This window comes from Psychrosphaera aestuarii (assembly GCF_017948405.1).
Classification (GTDB): domain Bacteria; phylum Pseudomonadota; class Gammaproteobacteria; order Enterobacterales; family Alteromonadaceae; genus Psychrosphaera; species Psychrosphaera aestuarii.
Map to the genome: position 1 here is coordinate 1,948,750 of NZ_CP072844.1, position 26,519 is coordinate 1,975,268.

Sequence of the window (26,519 nt, forward strand, 5' to 3'; positions counted from 1 at the left end):
AATCAAAACATAGGCATGTTGGGTGTTTATTAACCGCCCAACATTGATTCTTAATAGTTGAACTCGCATACGCACACAATTGGTTTATACTTTTAATACAAACCCTAATTAAGTATCTATATCTATGCGCTTTTTTGTTTTTTGTTGGCTAGCTGTACTAACACTCCTAGTTTCGTATTCGTCTTTCGCAACACTTGATGACACTTATAGTGATAATAAACCTGAAGATAAATTTTCATTTTCTGGTTTTGGTCAGCTTGTTATTGGAAAGCTAAATACCGATAAAGCAAACTATAACGACTATGATGACTCTTTCAGCTTCAAATCAGAGTCGCTACTTGGTTTACAATTTGATTATAAATTTACTGAACAACTGTCATTATCTTCGCAAGTAATCGCTTATAGCAATTCGAAAAGGAACAGCGGTATTAGCTGGTTAACACTCAATTATCAACCAAACAAAAACGTTTTGGTCAAGATTGGAAAACTTAAAGTTCCTTTTTTTAATTACAGTGATATTTCTAATGTCGGGTTTTCGTACCCTTGGATAACCTTGCCAGAACAAGTTTATAACGACTACATGTTCGACGAAGTAGATGGTGTCTTTTTTAGATACGACGTACCCGTGAGTATATTTTCGTTCAACCTTGAAGGCTATTGGGGTTCAAAAAAAGACACCTATTACATCGGGCATGACTTAATTGATATAGATGTCGATGACCTTAAAGGTTTAATCGCGAATATAGGTGCAAACAATCTCAGTTTCAGAGCCTCGATTCATCAGGCCCATAATAATTCAGGTGACCGCAGAATTCTTGAGTTTTCAAAGCAGCTTCGTCAGTTAGGCTTTACCGAGAGTGCTGACTCATTATCATTAAAAGGCGATGTTAACTTTTATCAAGTAAGCATAAATTATGACAATTTAGACTATTTCATTCGTTCCGAATGGTCAAAAGTATCGCCTAAAGAGATATCGATCCCTACTATAGAATCATCATATTTTACAATTGGCTACAACCAATATCCATTTACCGTTTCACTTACTCGTGGCGCTTCAAATACCAGTTACTCAGGCCGTGCATTTGATATTCCGCTCGGTGTATCACCAGAACTGGACGCGTTAAATAATCTTTATAACTTTACTTATAACAGCTTACCCAGGGACACTTTAGATAGTACGAGCCTAGGGATACGCTGGGATTGGCAAACAAATATTGCGATAAAAACAGACGTAACCTGGCTAAAAGGACAGCCAAATAATAGAAGCTTTTACAACATAATAGATGAGTCGTTTGATCGAAAGTCGACCCTTTTTCAAGTTGCTATTACTTGGGTGTTTTAATTATGAGTCACTTACGCATAACTAAAACCGTCTTTGGCATCTTTGCGTTATTTAACTCAACCCTACTCTACGCAAATGACATTATATTAGTCACCCATGTCGATACAAAAATTGAGTCACTAACTCAACGCGAGGTAAAGAACCTTTACATGGGCGCAGCGTTAACTTATGAAGTGACACCACTCGCGTTGTCCCCTAATAACTCTGCACGGGTAGTTTTTAATACTAAGGTACTGGGTTTGACTGAGTCTAGAATTCAATCATATTGGGCACAAATGAGATTTACGGGCCGTAAAACGCCTCCACAAACTCTCGCATCCGAGATAGATATCATACAAAAACTAACGAGCTCACCTAATAGCATTGGCTACATATCAGCTGATCAAGCTTTACCGGACAACCTTAAAGTACTATTTTCGACAAAGAGAAAAAGTACGCGTTAAGCATTTTGACTTTTACTCATAATAGCGCTCAACGGCTCTGGTTTTCCAAATAAGTAACCTTGTAGTTGCTGGCAGTCGTGCTTTATTAAAAAGTCCATTTGGTTATTCGTCTCTACACCTTCAGCACATATAGTTAGATTTAGTTGTTTCGCTAATTTAATTATCGTTGTTGTAATTAATGTGCTTTGCACCGAGACCTCTAACTCATCAACAAATTGTTTGTCGATTTTCAATGTGTCTATTGGCATTTTTGTCAGGTAGCCAAGTGATGAATAACCCGTTCCAAAATCATCTAGCGCAATGCTACAGCCGAAGTTTTTTAAACTGGTTAGAAAAGAGTCAGCTTCTTCGAAGTTTTCAAGGTAGGCCGACTCTGTAACTTCAAATTCGATTGTTTCGGGTAAGATGCGGTTACTACTTACATGATGCTTGATGAAGTCCAGTAAAGAAGCTCTTTTAATATCATGCGCTGATAAATTAATGGCGATCTTTAGTCCTGACTCATGAAGTGACATCAAGGTTGGAGTGTCTTTACAAACTTGTTGAATTACCCACTCAGTTAATTGTTTTATTTTTCCAGATTTTTCTGATATTGGAATGAATTCAGCCGGCGATACAAAGCCTAACTCTTTACTTGTCCAACGAATTAACGCCTCATATCCAACTATTACTTTGTCGATATTAACCTTTGGCTGGTAATATACGTTAAATTCGTTATTTTTAATTGCGGGTATAAAGGAATTAGCAATTTGTAATTTACGTTTTTTATCTTCCATCATTTCAGGTAAAAATTCAGTATGAGTATTTTTCCCTGCCATTTTCGAGCGATACATGGCAATGTCTGCATTGGTTATGAAGTCGCTTAGATTAAAGTGTGAGTCTTGAGCTTTAGCTACCCCGATACTTACTGAAATATTTAATTCCCAACCAGATACCAATATTGGTTTATTGAGCCCATTTATGATTCTATTGGCAATTTCTTCGAGTTCGTAGTCGTTTGGTTCTTTGTGCATTAAAATTAAAAACTCATCGCCGCCCAACCTTGCAATAACATCACTATTTCTTAAAAAGCTAGGTAATAATTTTGCTATTTCAATTAACAAACCATCGCCGACATCATGACCATAGTTGTCGTTGATTTCCTTAAATCCATCTAAATCTAAATACATTAAGGTAACGTTTATTCCTTCGCGCTCAGCTTTAGCGAGCTCTAAACGTAGTGTTTCCATAAAAAATGAACGGTTGGGCAGGCCCGTTAATGAGTCAAAATTAGCCAAACGTTGCATAGTTTTTTGTTGTTCTTTTAGTCGGCGCGTGTACTTTTCATTTTTATCAGTTTCAGTCTCTATTGTTGCCATCATATTGTTAAAATTATCACCAAGACTTTTTACTTCTGACTTTCCAGTGAAGTCAAACCGTACGCTGTAGTCTTGGGTTTTTGTAACTAGGTTAGCTAACTTAGAAAGTTTATTGAGTGGCAACAATAAGTCACCTTGGATTTTTAAAACAAAATATAAAACAATGATTAATAGAACAAAAACTATCGGTGTGACATTAACAATCAGAGATAAGTTACTGTCATTGAGTGGTTTACGTGCATCTTTTACAATTAATAGGTAGCCTTGCGGAAAGCTCGGATCGCCGACTTGTTTCAGGGCAATTAAGTTGTCTTTATTGCTGTATACCCCAAGAGATAAGCTTTGTATGTCATTGGGTAAGTAGGATTTAATATCAGAGTTTTGCTGCGATAACGACTGGCCTATATACACCTGCTTTGAATTCCATTCGCTGTCATATATAGCGGCTACTTTTATATTTTTATAGGCGTCTAACCTAAGCAACATAGTTGTTAATTCAATTTCGTTAAACTCAAGCGCTATAATCGGGATCAAATCATTAGACATGTTTTCTGACAACGAATCTAAATCATTAATCACCGATTTTTTGTATAGCCTTTCGTGCTCTAACATTGACATTAATAATATTGTAACTGTCAAAGCTATAAAGGCGAGCACTGTGATTGAGGTTAATGTACCTTTAATACTTCGCAAAAAACACAACCCTGCTTAAACCATTATTTTAATAAACATAATAGCTTATATTCATTTAAACCTTGAGCCAGAACCTAATATTTCGCAAAAAAAACCGAGCTAATGCTCGGTTGATTAAATATAACACCGACTTTTAAGAGAAGCCGAGCTCTACTTTAAGGTTTACTTAGGTAATGTAGGGTATTCGATGCCTGCCATTTCCTGCATAACACGCACAACCTGACAGCTATAACCAAACTCGTTGTCGTACCAAACGTAAAGAACAGCTCGGTCACCATCAACAATTGTTGCTTGAGAATCAACAACACCGGCGTAACGGCTACCTACTAAGTCAGTAGATACAATTTCAGTTGAACTTGTAAAGTCTACTTGATCTTTTAAATCAGAATGCAGTGCTACATCTAGCAAGTAATCATTTAACTCTTCACGAGACGTGCTCTTTTCAAGATTAAGGTTCATGATCGCCATAGACACGTTTGGTGTTGGTACACGAATCGCGTTACCAGTTAACTTACCGTGTAATTCAGGTAATGCTTTAGATACCGCTTTAGCAGCACCTGTTGATGTTAATACCATATTTAATGCTGCAGAACGTCCACGACGCTCAGCTTTATGGAAGTTATCAATTAGGTTTTGATCATTTGTGTATGAATGAACTGTTTCAACGTGGCCATTTTTAATGCCAAACTTGTCGTTCATTGCTTTTAACACTGGCGTAATAGCATTGGTTGTACAACTTGCCGCACACACAATCGTGTCTTCAGGTTTAATGTCTTTTTCGTTTACACCGTAGACGATGTTTTTGATTTGACCACCCGCCGGAGCAGTTAGAAGGACTTTAGAAGTGCCTTTAGATTTAAGGTGCAAACCTAAGCCGTCTTCATCTTTCCAGATGCCAGTATTATCAACGATTAGCGCATTTTTAATGCCATAGTCTGTGTAATCAATGCTATCTGGAGAGTTTGCATAGATAACCTGAATGTAAGTACCATTTGCTTTTATTACGTTTGTTTCATTGTCTACCGTAATGCTGCCATTAAAAGGACCATGTACAGAGTCACGACGTAATAAACTTGCGCGCTTTTCTAAGTCACCGTCTTTACCACCACGAACAACAATTGCTCGTAAACGTAAGTTAGCGTTAGGACCATTACGTTCAATTAGCAAACGAGCGAGTAAACGACCAATTCGACCAAAACCGTATAATACAACGTCTTGTGGTTCTTGGCCTTCACCACCTAAAATGCTCGCAAGCTCTTCTTTAAGGTAATCTTCTTTAGTTGCACCTTCACCGGCAAACTTATAAAGATTTCTGAATGCTAATTTGCCTAGATCAATTTTTGCAGGCTTAAGATCCATTTTCGAAATAATTTCAAGGAATTCAAAGCTTTCACGAAGACGAAGTTTTTGACCTTCATATTTAGTTACTGTTTTGTGAGCTTTGATAATATCAATCGCAGATGCCGACACTAGCGGACGACCGTATATGCAAATTTCGATACCGTGGTTACGATATAGGCTACCAATAATTGGTTGCATACGATCGGCGTAATCTTGTCTTTCTAACCAACTTTGTTGGTATTGCTGTTCTGGAGTTAGTGTCATTACATCTACCCTTTAACTTAATCAAATTAAAACGCGATTGAAGGCCCTTCAATCAAAACTGCCGGCATTGTAAATTAATATTATGAAAGTTTAAATGTAATATTACAAAAACACTTTCATTTTATACAAAGGGTCGTGAACTATCCTGTACAACAAGTGACTTAAATAGACGTAACAGGCGTAAAACTGCTACTCAAAAAGGTTTAATCTGTATTTTCCATACTACGAAATGTAAGTGATACTGAATTAACACAGTAACGCTTACCGGTATTAGTTGGTCCATCATCAAATATGTGTCCTAGATGCGCATCACATTGCGAACATAATATTTCCGTTCTAATCATGCCATGACTACTGTCTTTCACATACTTAATTGCATCATCCGAACAGGCATCAAATGAAGGCCAACCGCAGTGTGACTCAAACTTTTGATCCGAATAAAAGAGAGGCTGCTCACAGCAAACACAGTGATATACCCCTTTTCGAGCTTCATTTAACAGCGCACCAGAGTATGGTCGCTCTGTGCCATGATTCCGAGTCACCTCATATTGTTCCGGCGTTAGCTCCGCGCGCCACTGCGCGTCGCTCTTTTCAACTTTACTCATAATGTACTCGCCTTATGGTAATTAAATATTTAACAAACCATCTTGTGGTTCATTTCCATACATAGACTCAAAATTTGGAATATTTGACTCCCAGCTTGGGACTTTATCGCCAATTAATTCTCTAATAGTATCAATAAATAACCGAGTCTTTACTGGTGAATCACGATGTGGATACACTGCATAGAGTGAACCAAAGTCTATTAATTTTAAATGAGTCATAATTGGCATTAATTTTCCAGTTATAACCTCTTGGTTTAACATTTGCGCAGACACAACTGCAAACATGTTGCCGGACTCTGCCGTTTTGACTAACATTTCCACGTCATTCACTCTATAAGCTGCATTCAGTTTTATCGAGTCTTCGAGTCCTTTTTCGTTTATAAAGTTTAGTCGATCAACTTCCATACCCGATGAAGAGTATATAGCGCAAGGTAAGGTTTTTAGGTCGTCTAGTGTTTCTGGTTTTTTAAATCGTTTGAAAAACTCATCAGAAGCAACAATAGCCAGCCGGTTTCGTGCTAATTTTCTCGCGATAAGAGTTGAGTCTTTTGGCTCTCCAAAACGAAAGCCAATATCGTAACCCTCACCCACTAAGTCAACTAACCGATCTTCAAGCCTGAGTTCTACATCTATCTGCGGAAAACGTCGTTGAAACTCTATAATTGCTTGCTGTACATATCGGCGTCCAAAATGTGTCGAACTTGTAATTTTTAGTCGACCTTGTGGTTCTGAATGATAATTTTGCGCGCGTCTTTTTGTTTCGTTTAACAACTCTCTAAGTAACTTTGCTTGTTCTACGATCTCTGTGCCTGCGGCGGTTAGAGAAAGAGAGCGTGTTGTTCGATTTAATACCCTAACACCTAGCTCTTGCTCTAGTTTGGCTATTTGTTTTGAGATAACCGATCGATCGACATGCCGATGCTCAGACACCTTGGCAAAAGTGCCTAACTCAGTTACCTCCAACAATAGAAGCAGTTTACTCGCCAAATCCATAGATTTTCCATTGGTGCATTGTAAGCATTAATAAAGTGCTAATTCGAGCATTATTCTCGTAAGAATACAAGTCTATAATTCTTGGCAACTTAGGAGAATACTATGACAAGAACTTTGAAATTTGGAATGCTTAGTTTAGCACTTGCCAGCGTAATTGGGTGTGCTGAGGTAAAAACACAACAAGGAAATGGTGCCCCACCGCCACCCGTGATCGATGTTGCGACAGTTTCATCCATTGAAATTACTGATTGGCACACTTTTACTACACGCACCGTTGCGCCAGAAGAAGTGCAATTACGACCGCGCGTTACTGGCATTATTGAATCCGTTCGCTTTACAGAGGGCTCCTATGTTAAAGAAGGTGACATTTTATTTTCACTTGATAAACGAGCATATCAAGCAGAGCTTAAAAACTTAGAAGCGCAACTAAAACGAAGCAAAGCGGCACTTCGTCAAGCGAAGAGCGAATATGAGCGAGGAATGTCGCTGGCTGAATCTAAAGCAATTTCTGTAGAACAAGTTGATGCACGTCGTGCTCTTTTTGATCAACGTAGTGCTGACGTTGATTCAATTGAGTCTTCGTTAAATATAGCCCGCTTGAATTTAGACTTTAGTGATATAAAAGCGCCTATATCTGGAAAGATATCTTTGGCATACCATACTAAAGGGAACACAGTACGCGCGACAGAAACCGTTCTTACTAATATTGTCGCTAGCGATACGATAGAGACCTATTTTGAAATAGACGAGCGTACATGGAACAATAAGTTTGCCTCGCTAGAAAATTTAATCGGTCTGCCTGTGCGTATGGAGTTGACCGGTTCTAAAAAAGCCATCTTTGGTAACTTAGACTTTATAGATAACATGATCAATTCAAGCACAGGTACTATTAAAGTGCGTGCTGTTTTTGATAATGAGTCTGGTGCATTACTACCAGGTGCTTTTGCTCGTGTTAGTATCGCTCCTACAGACTTTTCACAACAAATTATTGTTCCTGAACGTGCAATTGGTACCGACTTAAAAAATAAATTTATCCTTGTTGTTAAAGATGAAAACACTCTTACATATCGCCCAATTCAAGTAGGTAAACGTTTAGGTGATTTTAGAATTGTTACTAGTGGCTTAAAAGCAGGTGAAAAAATTGCGGCAAATGGCCCTGCGAAAGTAGGACCTGGTATGCCAATTAACCCTAAACAGGTTGAACTTGAATTACCAAAAAGCTTATTAGTAAGTGATTTCTTAACACATTTAAAGTCCACTACTAGTGTAATGGGTGCCAAGTAATATGAAATTTTCACACTTTTTTATAAGCCGGCCCATATTTGCGGTCATGTTATCGCTGATAATTTTTATTGCTGGTGCTATTTCATTAATGCAGTTACCGGTTAGTGAATACCCAGAGGTTGTTCCTCCAACGGTTGTTGTAAACGCAAGTTACCCTGGCGCAAATCCAAAGGTCATTGCTGAAACAGTAGCTACGCCTCTTGAGCAACAAATTAATGGTGTAGAAAACATGTTATACATGTTTTCACAAGCAACCGGTGACGGGCGTCTATCGTTAACAATTACGTTTGCGCTTGGGACCGATTTAGATAAAGCTCAGCAACAAGTTCAAAGCCGAGTGAACAGTGCCGTGCCGCGTTTACCAGAAGAAGTTCAACGACTCGGTGTAATCGCAGAGAAGTCATCGCCTGACTTAGCTATGGTTGTTCATTTATACTCACCAGAACGTAGCCACGACATAAGTTATTTATCAAACTACGCGGATATTTACGTCAAAGACCAGCTCACCCGACTAGAGTCGGTTGGTGACGTTCGAGTCTTTGGTGGCGGTCAGTACGCCTTAAGAATTTGGTTAAACCCAGAACAACTTGCTGAACGCAAACTCACCGCGTCTGATGTGGTGAATGCCGTGCGCGCACAGAACAGACAAGTAGCGGCTGGTACACTAGGCGCACAACCAACGTCGTCAGACACACAGTTCCAAATTTTATTAAACGTTAAAGGCCGAATGGGTAGCGTTGATGAATTTAACGACATTGTTATAAAAGTTGGCGATAACGGTGCTGTAACTCGATTGAGCGACATTGCTCGTATTGAGCTTGGTCAAAATAATTATACACTTCGTGCAATGCTAGACAGTCAGCCAGCAGTTGCCTTGCCTATTTTTCAACGTCCTGGCTCGAACGCAATTGAACTGTCTGACAGTGTTCGTGAAGTTATGAAAGAACTTTCTACAAGATTCCCACAAGGGGTTGAGTACGATATTGTTTATGACCCAACTATTTTTGTTCGTGGCTCAATTGATGCCGTAATTACAACCTTATTTGAAGCGGTGTTGTTGGTCGTTATTGTTGTAATACTATTCTTGCAAACATGGCGTGCATCTATCATCCCACTTATTGCAGTCCCAGTTTCATTAGTCGGAACCTTTGCGGCTATGCAATGGCTTGGTGTCTCCATTAATACCTTATCGTTATTTGGCTTAGTCTTAGCCATTGGTATCGTAGTTGACGACGCCATCGTCGTGGTTGAAAATGTCGAGCGTAATATTGGTGACGGGCTTTCCCCGTTTGAAGCGACTAAAAAAGCAATGACAGAAGTGACGGGACCAATTATTGCAATTGCGTTGGTATTATGTGCGGTATTTATCCCTACTGCATTTATTACTGGTTTAACCGGCCAATTTTATAAACAGTTTGCCTTAACTATTACGATTTCGACGTTAATTTCTGCGTTTAATTCACTTACTTTATCGCCTGCATTATCGGCTATTCTTTTAAAGCCTCACGGTGCTAAACCGGACTGGTTGACTCGTGTTCTAGATAAAGCTTTTGGTAAATGGTTATTTGCTCCTTTTAATAAAATGTTTGATAAGGCGTCAGACGGATACGTTGCACTCGTCAAAAAGCTAATTCGCTACTCAACAATCGTATTAGTCCTTTATATTGGCTTATTAGGACTAACAGGCAAAGTGTTTACGTCTATTCCAGGTGGCTTTATTCCTGCTCAAGATAAGCAATATCTGGTTGCTATTGCACAGCTTCCTGATGCAGCTAGTTTAGATAGAACTGAAGCTGTTGTTAAAGAAATGGAAAAAATTGCCTTAGCAACACCGGGTGTAATACATACAGTTTCATTCCCTGGTTTATCGGTAAATGGATTTTCTAACAGCTCAAACAGCGGTATCGTATTTGTTACTCTTGATAGCTTTGAAAACCGAACAACCCCAGATTTATCAGCGATGGCTGTTGCTGGTCGCCTAAACGGCGCGTTTTACGGCATTGATGAAGCTTTTGTCGCTGTATTCCCTCCCCCGCCAATTCTAGGTTTAGGTACAACGGGTGGCTTTAAGTTACAAATAGAGGATAGAGCAAACTTAGGTTATGAAGCCTTATTTAATAATCTTCAAACAGTAATCCAAGCCGCTTATAAGGAGCCAGCTTTAACCGGGATCTACTCAACCTTCCGTATTCAGGTTCCACAAATGGATATTGAAATAGATCGAGAGCAGGCGTTACTTCAGGGCATACCGCTTAATGATGTTTTTGATGCGCTGCAAATTTACTTAGGTTCGGTTTACGTTAACGACTTTAATTTGTTTGGTAGAACATACCAAGTTAACGCGCAGGCGGAAGCTGAGTTTCGTGCCGATCCAGAGCAAATATTACAATATAAAGTTCGTAATGCTCAAGGTCATATGATTCCGCTTGGAAGCATCCTTAAGGTGACGCCTACTACAGGACCAGACCGTGTTATGCATTACAACGGCTACCCTTCCGCAGAACTCAATGGCTCACCTGCGCCAGGTTACTCTTCGGCTCAAGCTCAACAAGCGATAGAACGAGTTCTTGCAACAACATTGGATGACGGTATGGCATTTGAGTGGACAGAAGTTACCTACCAACAAATCTTAGCCGGCAATACAATGGTTTATGTGTTTCCGTTAGTTGTTTTACTGGTATTTATGGTTCTAGCCTCACAATACGAAAGCTTAAGGTTACCTTTAGCAATTATATTAATCGTGCCTATGACTATATTATCAGCATTAGTCGGTGTTTGGTTTGTATCGGGTGATAACAACATCTTTACCCAAATTGCACTTATTGTTTTGGTGGCGTTAGCCTGTAAAAATGCAATTTTAATGGTGGAGTTTGCCAAAGAAAAAGCAGATGCCGGAGCCACTACTTTTAATGCCATTGTTGACGCATGTCGTTTACGTTTACGCCCTATTTTAATGACATCGATTGCGTTTACAGCTGGCGTAGTACCATTAGTACTCGCAACTGGTGCTGGCGCAGAAATGCGCGAAACCATGGGTATAGCAGTATTTTCCGGCATGATAGGGGTAACCGTATTTGGTTTATTGTTTACACCGGTGTTTTATATGTTGGTAAGTAAAACTGATAAGAAAACGACAGAGCAGTAATTTTTATGAAAGCATCTAAATCTACTACGCCAAATAAAAATATAACGATGATGAAAGCGATTGCAATTAACGAGGCTAGTGACGATTTTAACGTTGTTGAGATTTTGTTGCCAATCCCTTCGTTGAAAGACGGCCATCACTTAATCAAAGTTAACGCGGTGGGATTAAATCCTGTTGACGGTAAATTGGCAGAGTGTGGATTCTCTCGTTGGAGTTATCCTCATGTAATAGGTTTAGATGCCGTCGGCACCGTTGTTGAAAATAGTAATGGTGCAGCTCCAGCTGTCGGCACCCGTGTCGCATGGCACCATAATGTAAAGGTGCAAGGTGTTCTTTCTGAATACGTAATTGTACCGAGTCATGCGCTAATCGAGGTACCCGAATCAGTGCCAACACAAGTCGCAGCAACTGTCCCTAGTTCTGGCATCACGGCTTATATGGCTTTGGAAAGGCTAGGTTTGCATGAAGAGCAAACTGTCTTGATAAAGGGAGGCGCTGGCTCTGTTGGTCAATTCGCTATTCAGTTAGCGCATAATATTGGCTATAGAGTAATCACCACCGCTAGAGCTGAAAATGCACCGTTCCTGCGACAGCTTGGTGCTGATCATGTCATTGATTATATTAACAAAGACATACAAGGTAGTGTTTTAGAAATCACCTGTCAAAGAGGTGTTGATGCTATCATTGATACTATTGGTGGAGAGACAACATCACAAGATCTAGGGGCGCTTAAGTTTACAGGTTCTATTGCCTGCTTGACACCTTTTGACCCGATAGAAAAAGAACCCTTGTTTACTAAAGCCCCTACTTTAATCGCCATCTCTTTAAATGGAGCCTGGCTATCTGAAGATATGTGTGCTCAGTTAAAGCTAGCTTTCATTGGCAAAAAATTGTTTGAATGTGTTTCGAAAGGCAAGTTAAAAACGCCCGAAATCATCGATGTAAAGTTTGATGCTAGCGCGATTGAATATGCATTAAAACAACAATTGCAGAGAAAGGTTAAGGGCAAACAAGTTGTAATGTTATGCTCATAAACGCAAAAAGCCGCTTTAAATAATTAAGCGGCTTTTTATTAACTGTGACCTTTTGATCGGACGTTAAGTTATTATTTAACCTTAACGATAGGTCTACCAGCAACACTCCATTCAACGTGATACATCTTAGCGCTAGGTTGATCAACGCGAGCAAATGTATGAGCGCCAAAATAGTCTCTTTGCCCCTGAAGTAAATTAGCTGGTAACACGGCACTTCGATAAGAGTCGTAATAAGCTAGCGCTGATGAAAACGCGCCAATTGGAATACCCATCATAGATGAGTTGGCAACGGTACGACGCCAATTTGCTTGATATTTGGCGATTTGGTCGGCAAAAAATGGATCAATTAACAAGTTTGCTAACTCTTCATCTCGCTCGTAAGCTTCTGTGATCGACTGTAAAAATACAGCACGAATTATGCAACCCGCTCGCCAAATTTTTGCTATCCCGGCAAAATCTAAGTTCCATCCTTGTTCTTTAGCCGCCATGCTCATCAATTGAAAACCTTGAGCATAAGCACAAATTTTAGAACAATATAACGCATCATGCAGTTGCGCTATCACCTCGTCTTTGTTTAGCCCTAATTCACTAATCTCTGGACCTTTTAATATGACCGATGCTGCTACCCTATCGTCTTTTAACGTCGATAACGCTCTCGCATAAACCGCGGACGTAATTGTTGGTGAAGGAGCCCCGACTTGTAAGCTACTTACTGCAGTCCACAAACCCGTACCTTTTTGACCGGCTTTATCTAAAATAATATCAACTAATGGCTGATTTGTTTCTGAATCAACTTGTTCTAGAACTTCTGCGCTAATTTCAATCAGGTAACTGTTTAATTCACCTTCATTCCAGTCACGAAATACTTTCGCGATTTCTAATGGCGTCATCGATAAGCCAGTGCGCATGATGTTATAAGCTTCACAAATCAGCTGCATATCAGCGTATTCAATACCGTTATGAACCATTTTTACATAATGGCCCGATCCCGCTTCACCGATATAGGTGGCACAAGGCTCACCCTCTAATACTGGATTACCTGGCTCGTGACGCTCGATTGGTTTTCCTGTGGCAGGATCTACTTTTGCTGCAATCGCCTTGAACATTGGCTCTATACGAGTCCAAGCATATCGATCGCCGCTAGGCATTAGTGATGCTCCAAACCTAGCACCTACTTCGCCACCGGAGACCGCAGTTGTAAAGAATAAAAACTTACCTTCGTAACGTTTTTCACGCTCAACAGTATCAGTCCATAAACTATTTCCCGTATCAACAATAATATCATCGGCCTGAATACCGGCATCAATTAATTTATGACACACATCGTCAACAGGGTTTCCAGCAGGGACAGAAATTATAATTAAATGAGGGGAAGAAAGTTTGGAGAGAAGTTCAGTATAAGAAGTACAAGGGAATATTCGTTGGTCGCCGTTTCTACGTTCAAGTTCATCCTGATTAATAGCGGACTCTACTTTTTCGGTATCTAAGTCGAACGCGGCAATTTTATAACCATTATCGGCTAAGTTCAGGGCTAAATTCTTACCCATGACACCTAATCCAATAAACCCAATATCACATAACGATGATTTATCTGTCATATAAACTTCTCTTTAGAGTGAGCGTTACTTTCAAAATTTGCCGAATTATACAGAAGTCATGCCTAAGTTTATATAAGGCTTGGAAATTAAATATTAACGTCATAAAGGTAATCGCCACAAGCTCAATGAGCGAGGTGATTGGTTATAATGAGTCTGAGTCACTGTAACTTCCTTTAATTCGTTGACTAGACTGGTATCCAATATTCTCTGCGCCGATTTAAAATCACACAAATTATAGTCTACATGACGTTCCGACGCGTTAAGAATTAACAACAACTGATAGCCAAGATCGTCATCGGCAACGACTAAACCTAAACACTGATTTTCATTATTTTGCCAATCGTCTATCTGCTTACTTTCACCATTAGGTTTTAACCAGTTTACATGGTGGTGATAATCGCTATGTTCAAAGTCGTCATCATGTAAAAAACAACGTTGCAGTAATGGAAAACGTTTTCTTATTTGGATCACATATTGCGTAAAACTCAGAAGCGATTGTTGACTTATATCCAAATTCCAACTTAACCAACTAATTTCATTATCTTGGCAATAAGCGTTGTTATTTCCTTTTTGTGTGCGACACACTTCATCACCGGCAAGAAGGTGCGGAACCCCTTGGGAAAAAAGTAAAGTGGCTAATAAGTTTCGTTTTTGTTGTTGTCGCAGTGAGTTGATCGATATGTCATCGGTCTCCCCTTCGACACCATAGTTTTCTGAAAAGTTACCATTATGGCCGTCTCGGTTTTGTTCTAGGTTCGCTTCATTTCTTCGCTGCTGATAGGTCACCAAATCATGCAATGTAAAGCCATCATGATAAGTAATATAGTTAACGCTGGAGGTATGGCTTCGTCGGCCTTTTTTAAAAATATCGCGAGAACCTAACAACCGACTTGCAAGCTCTGGGACTAAACCCAAATCCCCTTTCCAAAATCGCCTCGCGGTATCTCTATACCGATCATTACATTCGAACCATTGCGACGGAAAGTTACCTAATTGATAGCCTTCTGGCCCAATATCCCAAGGTTCAGCAATTAATTTAGCAGCACTTATTACAGGATCTTGTGCCATAGCTCTAAATAAAGCTGCTTTTCGATTATAGCGGTCGCCGTTGCGCCCAAGCGTTGCAGCTAAATCAAACCGAAAACCGTCCACTTGCATTTCCGTTAACCAATAGCGCAATGAGTCCATTATAATTTTTATACCAAAATCACTATCCGCGTTAATGGAATTTCCACATCCAGAATAGTTAACGTAGTTAAAGTTGTAGTCGCCTTCATCACGTAAGTAAAACTCAGCTTCAACTAGACCTTTAAAACTCAATACAGGGCCTTCTGTGCCACCCTCGGCTGTATGGTTGTAAACCACATCAAGAATCACTTCGATGCCGTTGCGGTGTAACTCACGAATCATGGTTTTGATTTCTACAACCGCGTCCTCATTTGCGTATCGTTGATCTGGCGCAAAAAAACTTACCGGGTTATAACCCCAATAATTTGTCAATCCGAGGTTTTGTAACCTCGGCTCCGACATAAAACTGAAAATTGGCATCAATTGAAGACTCGTTATGCCAAGGGATTTAATATAGTCAATACTCGCAGGGTCGATAAGCCCCAAGTATTTACCCCTATTGGATTCAGCGACTTCCCTATTATTGATTGAGAAGCCTTTTACATGCAATTCATAAAGTATCGTTTCATGGCGACTGATATTTGGTTTAGTCACGCCTTGCCAGTCAAATTCACATAACTTAATCTTAGCTTTTGGCAGCATAAATGGGTTTTTGTTAACGTATTGACTCTGTTGCCATACTAAGGATTTATTTAGCGACTTAGCGTAAGGATCGATCAATAGGCGTTGATCAACATCATGGCCTTTTCGAGGTACTTTTTGGATTGCTTGCAATGCATAGAGCCAACTGTCATCAACTCCCAGTATTTCACTATGAAATACTTTTCCCGTTCGACTTGTCAGTTCTACTTTAGTAATGAATTCTTCGGTATCTGGTTTAAAAAAATGTACAAATATTTGAGCCGCATCAGGGGCATAAATAGCAACATTTATTGTGTTGTTATTAAATGTCAGTCCAAGTTTAGTTGCACTTCCTGGCCCAACTCTTGTTAATCGTATGTCCGATTCAGATGTAATCATGAAATGTTCGTTTTAGTTAGATAGAGCGCACTAAGTGGCGGTAAGTTAATCACCATACTATTTTGCTTTCCTTGCCAAGGAATTGAATTTGTATCAAGTTGATAACCGACATTGTAATTGCTCCCCCAATAATACTTACTGTCAGTATTTAGCAGCACTTGATACGTGCCTGTGGTATTCACACCGACTCGATAATCGTCTCTCGGAATAGGCGTAAAATTACAAATAACAATAATTTCATTACCTTCTGCGTCTCGTCGGATAAACGCTAAAATGCTCTTTTCTTCATCTTGATGATCAAGCCACTCAAATCCATTTGTGTCATAGTCAAGTTGATGTAAAGCCTTATTAGTTTTATATAAATTATTTAAGTCTCGATATAGAGTCTGTATTCCTTGGTTTTTATCATTTTCTAACGCATTCCAAGACAATTCGGTGTTGTGGTTCCACTCTTCAAATTGCGCGAATTCATTACCCATAAAGTTGAGCTTTTTACCTGGATGCGCAAACATATAACCTGCATAAACCCTTTGATTTGCAGCCTGTTGCCACTCATCCCCAGGCATTTTTCTAATTAACGATCCTTTGCCATGAACGACTTCGTCATGAGAAAGAGGTAGCACGAAATTTTCGTCATATTGATACACTGTTGAAAATGTGATGTCTCGGTGGTGATAACGTCGATACATAGGATCTTTATTCATAAAGACTAGGCTGTCATGCATCCAACCCATATTCCATTTATAATCAAAACCTAAGCCACCTTCCTCAATTGAATGAGAAACACCTTGATAAGACGTTGACTCTTCTGCAATTGTTATGGACTTTGGAAAACATGACTTAACCTCATGATTCATCCATTTTAAAAGGCTAATCGCTTCGTAGTTATGATTTCCACCATCGACATTAGGTAACCATTCACCCTCATTTCTAGAGTAATCTAAGTACAACATAGATGCTACCGCATCAACTCTAATGCCATCGACGTGAAATTTATCGCACCAATAAACGGCACTTGCTACTAAAAACTGACGAACCTCATCTTTACCAAAATCGTAAATACAAGACTGCCAATCTGGATGCCAACCTTTTTTAGGGTCTTCATAATCGTATAAATGTGTGCCATCAAAGTTCGCTAATCCATGCGCGTCTTCAGGGAAATGAGCAGGAACCCAATCAACGATAACTCCAATTTTAGCTTGATGACAAGCATCTACGAAGGCTTTAAAACCATCAGGATCACCGAATCTGGAGGTAGCAGCAAACATGCCGGTTGGTTGATAACCCCAAGAGCCAGTAAACGGATGCTCTGATATTGGTAATACTTCTATATGCGTAAAACCCATTTCCACAACATAAGGGATAAGTTCGTCAATTAACTCATGATAGCTTAATACCTGATTGTTATTTTCAATGTCTGTTTTGTTTTTCCAAGACCCTAAATGAACTTCATAAATAGACATAGGCTCTTGGTAATGATTAAGTTCTGGTCTGTTCTGCCACTCTGTATCTTGCCACTGGTATTGATTATGATCGTAGACAACGCTGGCAAATGAAGGATATTGGTCGTGGTAAAAACCAATAGGGTCGGCTTTATGAGGAAGTCGCTGTAAATGCTGATCTTTAAGTTCAAATTTATACTTTGAACCAGCCGTTACACCCGGTACGACTAATACAAAATGACCGCAATTGGTTTTTTCCATTGGTAATGCACGACCGTCCCAATGATTAAAGTCACCTATAACACTGCAACTTTGAGCATGAGGGGCATAAACAGCGAAGCGTGTTGCTGGCATATTACTATCTAGCGTAATAAGCTGTGCACCTAACTGATTGTAAATATTCGATGCGCGCTCTCTTACATGATGTACTGCGTAATAAGCTTCTTGTTTATATTGGTAGGGATCATCAACAATTGTTTGTTGTAAGCCACCGGCATGGCTTTTAGTGACTCTCAAGCGATATCGAAACGCTTTACGTCGTTTTGGTAACTCACAGATGAATAACCCCAAGTCATCTGCAATGTCGAAGGTCGCTAACTGTCGATTACGCTTGGCTTCAAGTAATTCAACTTTAACCGCTCCAGGAAACCAAGCTCTAATAAAATAACCTGGCTGTTGTTCGTTCTTGAATAAACCTAACTCGTTAAACGGATGGATAAGAACTGCGCGATTAAGACTATTCGCTAGTGCCGAGCTACTATTAGGTTTATTTTCTGAATTCACTTTTACCACCCATTATAAAGCTAGTGTTTTAATATAAATTGAAACGGGTTTTAATCAAAAACAGCACCTCTTGGTGCTGTTTTATAACGAGTTAAGCTTGCGATCGTGCTTTTGTTAAATCGTGTGTTAGTTGATTAATTTCAGGTTTATTAAAAATATCCTCTAAATTAACGCTTAACTTACGGCGCCAATTTGGATATTCCTCACTAGTGCCCGGAATATTAACTGGCATATCCATTTGCAACCAATCTTCTAACTGCAAACTAAGCAACGCCGTTGCTCCTTTTGCCATGTGCAACTGCAGTCCGTAGTTTAGCTCTTGAGACATGCCAACATAGTTGGCGTCACGACCGACATTGTCAGAAACACTATTATGGCCATGCAAACTGTCTAGTATTGCTTGTTTAGCCTTAATTCGATCGTCATACAACGATTTCATTAATTCATCGCCTGAATACAGTCCTATTTGTTGGCCAAGCTCTAAGTCTTTGCAATGCCAATAGCCGATTAAGGTTGGCATATCATGCGTCGTTAACGTCGCCATAGCTTGTTCTGGATAATGTGAAGGTGAGAAAAATCCACCGTCTTCAGCCTGTTCAAAGAAAAATACTTTATAAGAATGAATGCCATTTTCTTGCAATTTACCAACGATATCATCAGGCACTGTCCCTAAGTCTTCACCAATAATTGCACACTCATTTAAGTGGCTTTCTAACGCTAAAATAGCTAACAAGTCATCGACCGGATAATACACGTATGTGCCCGCCTTAGATGATTCACCTTTAGGTACCCACCAAAGACGAAGTAACGCCATGACATGATCGATACGCAACGCGCCACAGGCATGCATATTCGAGCGAAACAGATCAATAATTGGCTGATATGCTTGCTGATAGAGCTTAACGGGATCCATCGGCGGCAGACCCCAATTTTGTCCAAGCGGACCAAGTACATCTGGCGGAGCGCCTACAGAAGCGTCAGTACAATACAAATCTTTATTTGCCCAGATTTCAGTACTACCCTCGCTTACACCCACCGCTAAATCACGATACGTTCCCATTGCCATGCCTTTTTCAGCACTTACGGCATTGGCTTTTTCCAGTTGCGTTAAAGCAATGAATTGAATATAGGCATAAAAATCAACTAATTCAGCATGTTCCGCCACAAAGTTCTTTACCGCAACCGAATTATAATCTTTAAATTCTGCTGGCCAGACAGGCCAACCCCAGTTGTCACCAATATAGCGGCCTTCAGATTTGAAATGGTCTTGAATTGCATCAAAGGTAGCTAATTGCAAAAGACTATCGCCACCGTCTTTTTTGAAAGACGCAAATGCTTCAGCGTAAGAGGTTTGTTGTTTTAGTTCATTTTCTAAAAAATAATTATAAAGTGGTTTGAGTGCTCGAATTTTTAAATCCATCACTGACTCATAATCAACCAGTTCACTTTGTTTCGCACGAAGAAGTTGTTGCTTAAAGGCGTCGCTATTAACTAACTCTTGGGTATTTTGATCCTTGCTAAATCCGACGACCTGTTCCACATCAATGTATATTACATTTAACCAACGACGAGATGATGGGCTGTAAGGGCTACAGGCATTTCCGTTGTTTGGATATAAAGCATGAATAGGATTTAAACCAACAAAATCTGCACCTCTATCAGCAACTTTTTCAATTAAATATGCTAAGTCAGAAAAGTCACCAACGCCCCAGTTTTTTTCGCTTTTTACGCAATATAATTGAACACTCGGGCCCCAAAGCTTTTTACCATTTACAATATCCGGTTGCTTATAACATTGTTGCGGAGCGACGATTAAACGACCCTCCCCTAGCGGTTCATCGTTCCCATCCTCTAACAGTGTAAGGTCGAAATATCCCATATCTAATTGAAAGTCTATTTCGATTAAATATTGCTGTATTTCAATATCATTGATTTCAACGTTCGCAATTAGTTGATTATCGATTGGTACGACTTTAATTTCTTTAATTAAAGCACCTTGCTGATACACTTTTAACGTTAACTCATCATTCACAAAGTCAATTGGTAGCTTTATAAATACAGGAACAGGCTGATCAACTCGTGAGACGGTAACTGGCTCTAATACGGTTAACCATTGTTGTTTCGTTTCCTCTTCAATCACGTTTAATAGCGCAATTTCATCATCAACTGGATAACCCATAGCCGCGAGAATTTTTGTTTTAGAAGTGTGCTCAATGATGGCTTGGTTTCCCCAAGCATCCGTATACTCAGATTCGATACCGCGGGCGTCCGCCAGTTGTTCGATCAACGATTGGTTCATTGTTATTCCTTGCTGGGAAAAGCTTTGATTAGATAAGCAATCAGAATTATGGGCGCTTACTATAATGTCGTTTACGTAAGTTTGACCACTACATACGTTTGCAAAACAATATTTTAGTATCAGACGCTTCGAAATACTACTGCTCATTACTTTACTTTTAACTTAATTAGATGTAATTTTATTACACTTTTGAAATTACAGTTCACTTTTACAGGGTTACATATGACAATTCGTGTTGCAATTAATGGTTTTGGTCGCATCGGCCGTAATATTCTTAGAGCTTTGTATGAATCAGAAAAAGACTATGACCTTAAAATTGTCGCTATTAATGACTTAGGTGATGCTAGTATTAATGCGCACCTTTTAAAGTATGACACTGCACATGGCCGATTTAACGCTAAAGTACAAAATACAGAAGATAGTATTACCGTTAACGGAGACAAAATTGCAGTAACATCAGAACGTAATCCAGCTAATTTACCTTGGAAACAGTTAGATATAGATGTTGTTTTTGAATGTACCGGTATTTTTGCATCAAAAGAAGAAGCCAGTGCTCATATAGAAGCGGGTGCTAAAAAAGTGATCATTTCTGCGCCAGGTAAGAATGTAGATGCAACTATTGTTTACGGCGTTAACGAAGACATATTAACAAGCGATATGACGGTAATATCTAATGCGTCATGTACAACCAACTGTTTAGCGCCAATGGCTAAAGTTCTAAATGATACAGTAGGCATTGAGTCAGGTTTAATGAACACTATTCACGCTTACACAAACGATCAGCGTTTAAGTGATGTTTATCACACTGATTTGCGTCGAGCTCGTGCTGCTGCAATGTCAATGATCCCGACCAAAACTGGCGCTGCGGCGGCCGTTGGTCTAGTTGTTCCAGAGTTGGCTGGTAAAGTTGATGGCTTAGCCGTACGCGTTCCTACTATTAATGTATCACTGGTAGACTTAACGTTTATTGCCAAGCGTGACACGACAGTAGAAGAAATCAATCAAGTTATAAAGGCTGCCGTCGCCAAAGGCGGATCTTTAGCTGAGGTACTTGCTGTTAACGAAGAGCCTTTAGTTTCTGTTGATTTTAACCATATCCCATACTCGTCAAACTTTGACGCAACGGAAACCCGCGTAACAGGTCGCCTCGTAAAAGTAATGAGCTGGTATGATAATGAGTGGGGCTTTTCTAACCGCATGTTAGATAACGCAGTTTTATTTATGAACGCAAAATAAACAAATTGTAAGTAAGCTAAATACCTTTTAGTTAGCTATAATAAAAAGCGGTTATTTAACCGCTTTTTTAGTGCTTAAACGATGGAAGATAATGAGAACAAAGTACGTAACCACCAAGTTATCAAACGGACAAAAGATTTATCAGGTTGATCACCCTTTTTGCACTGCAACAATAAGTGAATTTGGCGGCCAGCTTTTATCTTTTCAAGACCAACAAGGCGACGAGTGGTTGTGGCTATCCAAGTCTGCTATAAAAGATGGAAGCAAAGCTATTCGTGGTGGCGTACCTATTTGCTGGCCTTGGTTCGGACCTAATGTTGATAAAACTCTTCCACAACATGGTTACGCTCGATTAGTAAATTGGGCACTTGTTTCTGTAGAAGAGGATGAATTTGGCGTACAATTGACACTTCAGCCAGACTTTGTAAATTCTAAATACGAAATCCACAACCTTTCGTTGTTTATGAAAATAGATCTGGGAACGTCGTTATCGATTCAGCTTCATACCGAAAACATCTCCAATTTTTCAGTCAGCTTCAGCCAAGCTATCCATACCTATTTGGCGGTAGATGATATAAACGAATGCAGTATAAGCGGCCTAAATGGCTGTGTGTATTTAGATCAGTTAAAAAACAAAATCAGTCATCAGGAAAATGACTTAGTGCTCAACCAATGGACTGACTCCATATATTCAAACGTACAATCCCCTATTACCTTAGCCAATCGTGGTAAAACTTCTAAAAGCATCGATGGTAATGGCCACGACTCTGTCGTGATATGGAACCCTTGGCAAGATGGCGCTCGACTACTATCTGACTTTGATGATTTAGGCTACCAAAACATGATATGTATTGAGATGGCTAACACAGGCACAACAACGTTAGCACCTCGACAATCGCACACACTAACTCAAGTTATCAGTAAAATCACAAGCTAAATCGTTAATGATTAGATTTTATCAATTAGCGGCCAAAACTTAAAAAGGTAAGCATGACGCTTACCTTTTTAATAAAATGTCTTGTTGTCACTCACTATTTAATTTGGCCTTCGACAGCAGCGCGAGCCAAACGAGTTATTTCTTCCCAGCGTTTCTCTTTAACCACTACATCTGGGCACAACCAAGAACCACCACAACACAATACGTTGTCTAATGCTAAGTAATCTTGATAATTAGAAGGATTTATTCCTCCAGTTGGACAAAACTTAACATTTGGGAACGGACCTCCAATCGATTTTAACGACTGTACGCCACCCGATGCTTCTGCAGGAAAAAACTTAAAATGGGTATAGCCTTTATCTAGCCCTACCATCAACTCTGAAATAGAGGATACGCCAGGGATTAACGCAATAGAACCACTGTTGCCGGCATCTAGCAACTCTGGTGTTAAACCGGGACTTATAGCAAATTTAGCACCCGCTTCGGTAACTTGTTGAAGTTGCTTAGCATTGGTTACCGTTCCAGCGCCAATAATTGCTTGCGGGCAATGTGTCGCTATTTCTTTAATTACCTCAATGGCTGCAGGGGTTCGAAGTGTAACTTCAAGTACACGTATACCGCCAGCGACTAACGCGTTTGCAATAGGCACCGCATCTTCAACGTTGTCGATGACCAAAACAGGCACTACAGGTCCAGCAGCAAATACTTCCGCTGAGTCAATTAACCATTTACGATCTGTCATTTTGAATCCTTAAATAAATCTCTGTAGTTAGCTGTAGTTATAATTCTTGTTTTATGTAAGCTGCGCAACCTAGTAAACCTGGTTGAGGTTCGGTTACGACATAAACAGGAATACCAGAAACGTATGGTTTAAATCGGCCTTTAGCCTCAAAACCAGCTCTAAACTCACTTGTTTTTAGATAGTCAATAAAACGAGGAACTATACCGCCAGCAATATATACACCACCAAAAGTCGCCATTGTTAACGCTAAATTACCGCCAAAACTGCCTAAAATCCTGCAAAACACCCGCATCGCACTTGCAGCCATTTCATCAGTATTATTAATACCATGAGTAGTAATATCTGCAGGTTGAAAGTTTTGTTCAGGTTGTTTATTGATAGTGCATAATGCTTGGTAAATTTGAACTAAGCCCAGGCCAGATAGTAACTGTTCCGCAGACACGGTCGTGTACTTATGCTGCAAATGCTCCAAAATAGCGACTTGTTCAGCATCGGTAGGCGCAAAATCAGCATGTCCGCCCTCTCCACCTAAAGCTATCCACTTTTGTCCACTATGAACTAAATGAGCCACACCTAAACCAGTACCTGCACCGTATATCGCAATAGGCTTGTGCTCTTGAGCTTCGCCGCCACCAACTTGGGTCTTTTGTTCGTCTTTTAGCGAAGGTATCGCCATTGCAATTGCTGTGAAATCATTGATGACATACAACTTATCAAAGCCAAACTTCTGAGCAATCTTGTTTTGTGAAAAGCACCAATGGTTATTGGTCAAATCGACTTTATCGCCAGTAACTGGACAGGCAACATCGATACACGCGTAATGAATGTCAGCATCGATAAAAGATAAGTATTGTTCAATTGCATCATCTATTTTTGCGAAGTCTGCACACCTATAAGTTTGCACATGCTCCATTGATAAATCAGTAAGATTTGCAATTGCCAGTCGAATATTAGTGCCGCCTACATCTGCGACTAAAGCTTGTAATGACATTTTTTCCTTACGCCTCGTGAAAAACACAACTAGCACCTTCTTCAGACGTTGTTAACATCTGCCTCAAGCCATTAAACATCTCACGGCCCATACCTTCACGTTCTGCGCTAAGGTCTTTTGGTGTCACCGTTCGTTTTGCTAACTCTTCATCAGAAACATGAAGTTTTACTAAATTGTTCTCTGCATCAATTTCAATCAGATCACCATTTTGTACTTTAGCAATTAAACCGCCATCTAACGCCTCCGGATATAAATGAATAGCGGCTGGTACCTTGCCAGAGGCTCCGGACATTCGCCCATCAGTAACTAGAGCAACTTTATAACCTTTATCTTGCAATACTCCTAACGGTGGTGTCAGTTTGTGAAGCTCTGGCATACCAACAGCTCTCGGACCTTGATAACGAACTACAACCACACAGTCTTTATCTAAATCACCCGCTTGGAAAGCACCATCTAAATCATGTTGGCTTTCAAAAACAACCGCTGGCGCTTTTACATGTGTTCGACCCTCACGTAAAGAAGATGTCTTAATTACCGCGCGACCTAAGTTGCCGTCTAATACGCTTAAACCGCCGTCCGCTTTAAATGGCGTTTCAATGGTTGCCAAAACTTCAGGATCAAGGGATTTTTCTGGAGCCTCGACCCACTCTAACTTACCGTCACGTATGACAGGCTCTTTGGTATATTTATCTAAGCCTTTCCCGCATATAGTATTAACATCGTTATGAACTAGGCCACCGCGCAACAATTCTTTTATTAGCAATGCCATACCACCTGCCGCTTGGAAGTGATTAATGTCAGCCTGACCATTTGGGTATATTTTTGTAAGTAATGGCGTCGCTGATGACAATGCATCAAAGTCATCCCAATTCACGATAATGCCGGCAGACTTCGCCATGGCAACTAAATGCATTGTATGGTTTGTTGAACCGCCGGTTGCAAGTAATGCAACGATGCCGTTTACCACTGACTTTTCATCGACGATATGACCAATTGGCATATAATCTGTGCCCAAGTCGGTAATACGCGTTGCTTGAATGGCTGCGGCTTCTGTAAGCGCTTCGCGTAATTCTGTGCCTGGATTTACAAAAGATGAACCAGGTAAGTGCAGACCCATTACTTCAACAACTAACTGATTTGAATTCGCAGTGCCGTAAAAGGTACAAGTACCAGCTGAGTGATAAGACTTAGACTCGGACTCTAATAGTTCATCGCGGCCGACTTTACCCTGAGCATAAAGCTGACGCACACGTGCTTTTTCTTTATTTGGAATGCCGGATTCCATTGGTCCTGCAGGAATAAATACGAATGGTAAATGGCCAAAGGACAACGCCGACATCACAAGACCAGGGACAATTTTGTCACAAATGCCCATCATTACCGCACTATCAAACATATTGTGTGATAGACCTACCGCCGCACTCATTGCTATCACATCTCGGCTCATTAAGCTGAGATCCATGCCTGGCTGACCTTGCGTAACACCGTCACACATAGCTGGAACACCGCCAGCAAATTGAGCGACTGACCCAACTTTTTCAACTGCTGCACGAATTTTGTCTGGGTACACTTCGTAAGGTTGATGTGCTGACAACATATCGTTATAGGCAGATATCATACCTACATTGGCTTTAGTTAAGGCTGTTAAGTCTTGTTTTTGTTGACTACTACAAGCTGCAAATCCATGCGCTAAATTGCCACAAGATAAAACGCCTCGATGAGGCCCCTTTTCGCGTGCTCGCTCTATTTTTTCAAGATACGCTTTACGTGTCGCTTTACTACGCTCAATAATTCGATCAGTAACTTCTTGTATAATTTTATTCATTTTATCTCCTAACAAT

At 40.0% G+C, this 26,519-nt stretch carries 18 protein-coding genes; 7 read left to right on the plus strand and 11 right to left on the minus strand.

Annotated elements, in window-relative coordinates; all coding sequences use genetic code 11:
* Nucleotides 1–124: 124 nt before the first annotated feature.
* Together J9318_RS08885 and J9318_RS08890 are read left to right on the plus strand one after the other, a co-directional pair.
* Nucleotides 125–1,342 (plus strand): hypothetical protein, encoded by a 1,218-nt coding sequence (locus tag J9318_RS08885; protein ID WP_210559589.1) that lies wholly within the window; start codon nucleotides 125–127, stop codon nucleotides 1,340–1,342.
* Between the two features lie 2 nt (nucleotides 1,343–1,344).
* Complete coding sequence (locus tag J9318_RS08890) at nucleotides 1,345–1,785, plus strand: type 2 periplasmic-binding domain-containing protein (RefSeq protein ID WP_210559590.1); 441 nt, start codon at nucleotides 1,345–1,347, stop codon at nucleotides 1,783–1,785.
* Here the strand turns inward: J9318_RS08890 and J9318_RS08895 are convergent.
* From J9318_RS08895 to J9318_RS08910, 4 genes are all read right to left on the minus strand, one after another.
* Nucleotides 1,782–3,836 carry an EAL domain-containing protein gene (locus J9318_RS08895; protein ID WP_244731609.1) on the minus strand — a complete coding sequence of 685 codons (2,055 nt, stop codon included), beginning with the start codon at nucleotides 3,834–3,836 and terminating at the stop codon, nucleotides 1,782–1,784. The genes J9318_RS08890 and J9318_RS08895 overlap by 4 nt on opposite strands.
* 162 nt (nucleotides 3,837–3,998) lie before the next feature.
* Entirely contained in the window at nucleotides 3,999–5,441 is a 1,443-nt protein-coding gene (locus tag J9318_RS08900; RefSeq protein WP_210559591.1) for a glyceraldehyde-3-phosphate dehydrogenase, read from the minus strand.
* A gap of 203 nt (nucleotides 5,442–5,644) precedes the next feature.
* Nucleotides 5,645–6,046: a peptide-methionine (R)-S-oxide reductase MsrB gene (msrB, locus tag J9318_RS08905; protein ID WP_210559592.1), complete on the minus strand. Its 402-nt coding sequence runs from the start codon at nucleotides 6,044–6,046 to the stop codon at nucleotides 5,645–5,647.
* A 21-nt stretch (nucleotides 6,047–6,067) separates the two neighbouring features.
* Entirely contained in the window at nucleotides 6,068–7,039 is a 972-nt protein-coding gene (locus J9318_RS08910; protein WP_210559593.1) for a LysR family transcriptional regulator, read from the minus strand.
* A 102-nt stretch (nucleotides 7,040–7,141) separates the two neighbouring features.
* Between J9318_RS08910 and J9318_RS08915 the strand changes: the two genes are divergently transcribed.
* Genes J9318_RS08915 through J9318_RS08925 form a run of 3 tightly spaced genes read left to right on the plus strand, consistent with a single transcriptional unit; the run spans nucleotide 7,142 to nucleotide 12,502 of the window.
* Entirely contained in the window at nucleotides 7,142–8,323 is a 1,182-nt protein-coding gene (locus J9318_RS08915; RefSeq protein ID WP_210559594.1) for an efflux RND transporter periplasmic adaptor subunit, read from the plus strand.
* Nucleotide 8,324: 1 nt separating this feature from the next.
* Complete coding sequence (locus J9318_RS08920) at nucleotides 8,325–11,468, plus strand: efflux RND transporter permease subunit (protein WP_210559595.1); 3,144 nt, start codon at nucleotides 8,325–8,327, stop codon at nucleotides 11,466–11,468.
* A 5-nt stretch (nucleotides 11,469–11,473) separates the two neighbouring features.
* Complete coding sequence (locus tag J9318_RS08925) at nucleotides 11,474–12,502, plus strand: zinc-binding dehydrogenase (RefSeq protein ID WP_210559596.1); 1,029 nt, start codon at nucleotides 11,474–11,476, stop codon at nucleotides 12,500–12,502.
* 71 nt (nucleotides 12,503–12,573) lie between these two features.
* On the opposite strand, the gene gndA is transcribed toward J9318_RS08925, so the two are convergent.
* The 4 genes from gndA to malQ all read right to left on the minus strand — a co-directional run bounded on the left by gndA (nucleotide 12,574) and on the right by malQ (nucleotide 20,772).
* Nucleotides 12,574–14,100 (minus strand): NADP-dependent phosphogluconate dehydrogenase, encoded by a 1,527-nt coding sequence (gndA, locus tag J9318_RS08930; RefSeq protein WP_210559597.1) that lies wholly within the window; start codon nucleotides 14,098–14,100, stop codon nucleotides 12,574–12,576.
* A gap of 99 nt (nucleotides 14,101–14,199) precedes the next feature.
* Nucleotides 14,200–16,248, minus strand: a complete 2,049-nt coding sequence (glgX, locus tag J9318_RS08935) for a glycogen debranching protein GlgX (RefSeq protein WP_210559598.1) — start codon at nucleotides 16,246–16,248, stop codon at nucleotides 14,200–14,202.
* Entirely contained in the window at nucleotides 16,245–18,407 is a 2,163-nt protein-coding gene (gene glgB, locus J9318_RS08940; protein ID WP_210562418.1) for a 1,4-alpha-glucan branching protein GlgB, read from the minus strand. Before glgB ends, glgX begins: the two co-directional genes overlap by 4 nt.
* A gap of 157 nt (nucleotides 18,408–18,564) precedes the next feature.
* Nucleotides 18,565–20,772 carry a 4-alpha-glucanotransferase gene (gene malQ / locus J9318_RS08945; protein WP_210559599.1) on the minus strand — a complete coding sequence of 736 codons (2,208 nt, stop codon included), beginning with the start codon at nucleotides 20,770–20,772 and terminating at the stop codon, nucleotides 18,565–18,567.
* A 222-nt stretch (nucleotides 20,773–20,994) separates the two neighbouring features.
* On the opposite strand from malQ, the gene gap reads away from it, so the two are divergent.
* Nucleotides 20,995–22,008, plus strand: a complete 1,014-nt coding sequence (gene gap, locus J9318_RS08950) for a type I glyceraldehyde-3-phosphate dehydrogenase (protein WP_210559600.1) — start codon at nucleotides 20,995–20,997, stop codon at nucleotides 22,006–22,008.
* A gap of 91 nt (nucleotides 22,009–22,099) precedes the next feature.
* Complete coding sequence (locus tag J9318_RS08955) at nucleotides 22,100–22,945, plus strand: D-hexose-6-phosphate mutarotase (protein WP_210559601.1); 846 nt, start codon at nucleotides 22,100–22,102, stop codon at nucleotides 22,943–22,945.
* Between the two features lie 94 nt (nucleotides 22,946–23,039).
* On the opposite strand, the gene J9318_RS08960 is transcribed toward J9318_RS08955, so the two are convergent.
* The 3 genes from J9318_RS08960 to edd are packed head-to-tail and all read right to left on the minus strand — an operon-like array spanning nucleotide 23,040 to nucleotide 26,503.
* Nucleotides 23,040–23,687, minus strand: a complete 648-nt coding sequence (locus J9318_RS08960) for a bifunctional 4-hydroxy-2-oxoglutarate aldolase/2-dehydro-3-deoxy-phosphogluconate aldolase (protein ID WP_210559602.1) — start codon at nucleotides 23,685–23,687, stop codon at nucleotides 23,040–23,042.
* 37 nt (nucleotides 23,688–23,724) lie between these two features.
* Nucleotides 23,725–24,678, minus strand: coding sequence for a glucokinase (locus tag J9318_RS08965; protein WP_210559603.1), 954 nt, complete (start codon nucleotides 24,676–24,678; stop codon nucleotides 23,725–23,727).
* 7 nt (nucleotides 24,679–24,685) lie between these two features.
* A complete protein-coding gene (gene edd, locus J9318_RS08970; protein WP_210559604.1) occupies nucleotides 24,686–26,503 on the minus strand; it encodes a phosphogluconate dehydratase in 1,818 nt (605 codons plus the stop codon).
* Between the last annotated feature and the right edge of the window lie 16 nt (nucleotides 26,504–26,519).

Bases quoted from the DNA above. Each gene is read 5' to 3' on its own strand.
- J9318_RS08885 (WP_210559589.1), top strand. From the start codon at position 125: ATGCGCTTTTTTGTTTTTTGTTGGCTAGCTGTACTAACACTCCTAGTT.
- J9318_RS08890 (WP_210559590.1), top strand. From the start codon at position 1,345: ATGAGTCACTTACGCATAACTAAAACCGTCTTTGGCATCTTTGCGTTA.
- J9318_RS08900 (WP_210559591.1), bottom strand. From the start codon at position 5,441: ATGACACTAACTCCAGAACAGCAATACCAACAAAGTTGGTTAGAAAGA.
- msrB (WP_210559592.1), bottom strand. From the start codon at position 6,046: ATGAGTAAAGTTGAAAAGAGCGACGCGCAGTGGCGCGCGGAGCTAACG.
- J9318_RS08910 (WP_210559593.1), bottom strand. From the start codon at position 7,039: ATGGATTTGGCGAGTAAACTGCTTCTATTGTTGGAGGTAACTGAGTTA.
- J9318_RS08915 (WP_210559594.1), top strand. From the start codon at position 7,142: ATGACAAGAACTTTGAAATTTGGAATGCTTAGTTTAGCACTTGCCAGC.
- J9318_RS08920 (WP_210559595.1), top strand. From the start codon at position 8,325: ATGAAATTTTCACACTTTTTTATAAGCCGGCCCATATTTGCGGTCATG.
- J9318_RS08925 (WP_210559596.1), top strand. From the start codon at position 11,474: ATGAAAGCATCTAAATCTACTACGCCAAATAAAAATATAACGATGATG.
- gndA (WP_210559597.1), bottom strand. From the start codon at position 14,100: ATGACAGATAAATCATCGTTATGTGATATTGGGTTTATTGGATTAGGT.
- glgX (WP_210559598.1), bottom strand. From the start codon at position 16,248: ATGATTACATCTGAATCGGACATACGATTAACAAGAGTTGGGCCAGGA.
- malQ (WP_210559599.1), bottom strand. From the start codon at position 20,772: ATGAACCAATCGTTGATCGAACAACTGGCGGACGCCCGCGGTATCGAA.
- gap (WP_210559600.1), top strand. From the start codon at position 20,995: ATGACAATTCGTGTTGCAATTAATGGTTTTGGTCGCATCGGCCGTAAT.
- J9318_RS08955 (WP_210559601.1), top strand. From the start codon at position 22,100: ATGAGAACAAAGTACGTAACCACCAAGTTATCAAACGGACAAAAGATT.
- J9318_RS08960 (WP_210559602.1), bottom strand. From the start codon at position 23,687: ATGACAGATCGTAAATGGTTAATTGACTCAGCGGAAGTATTTGCTGCT.
- J9318_RS08965 (WP_210559603.1), bottom strand. From the start codon at position 24,678: ATGTCATTACAAGCTTTAGTCGCAGATGTAGGCGGCACTAATATTCGA.
- edd (WP_210559604.1), bottom strand. From the start codon at position 26,503: ATGAATAAAATTATACAAGAAGTTACTGATCGAATTATTGAGCGTAGT.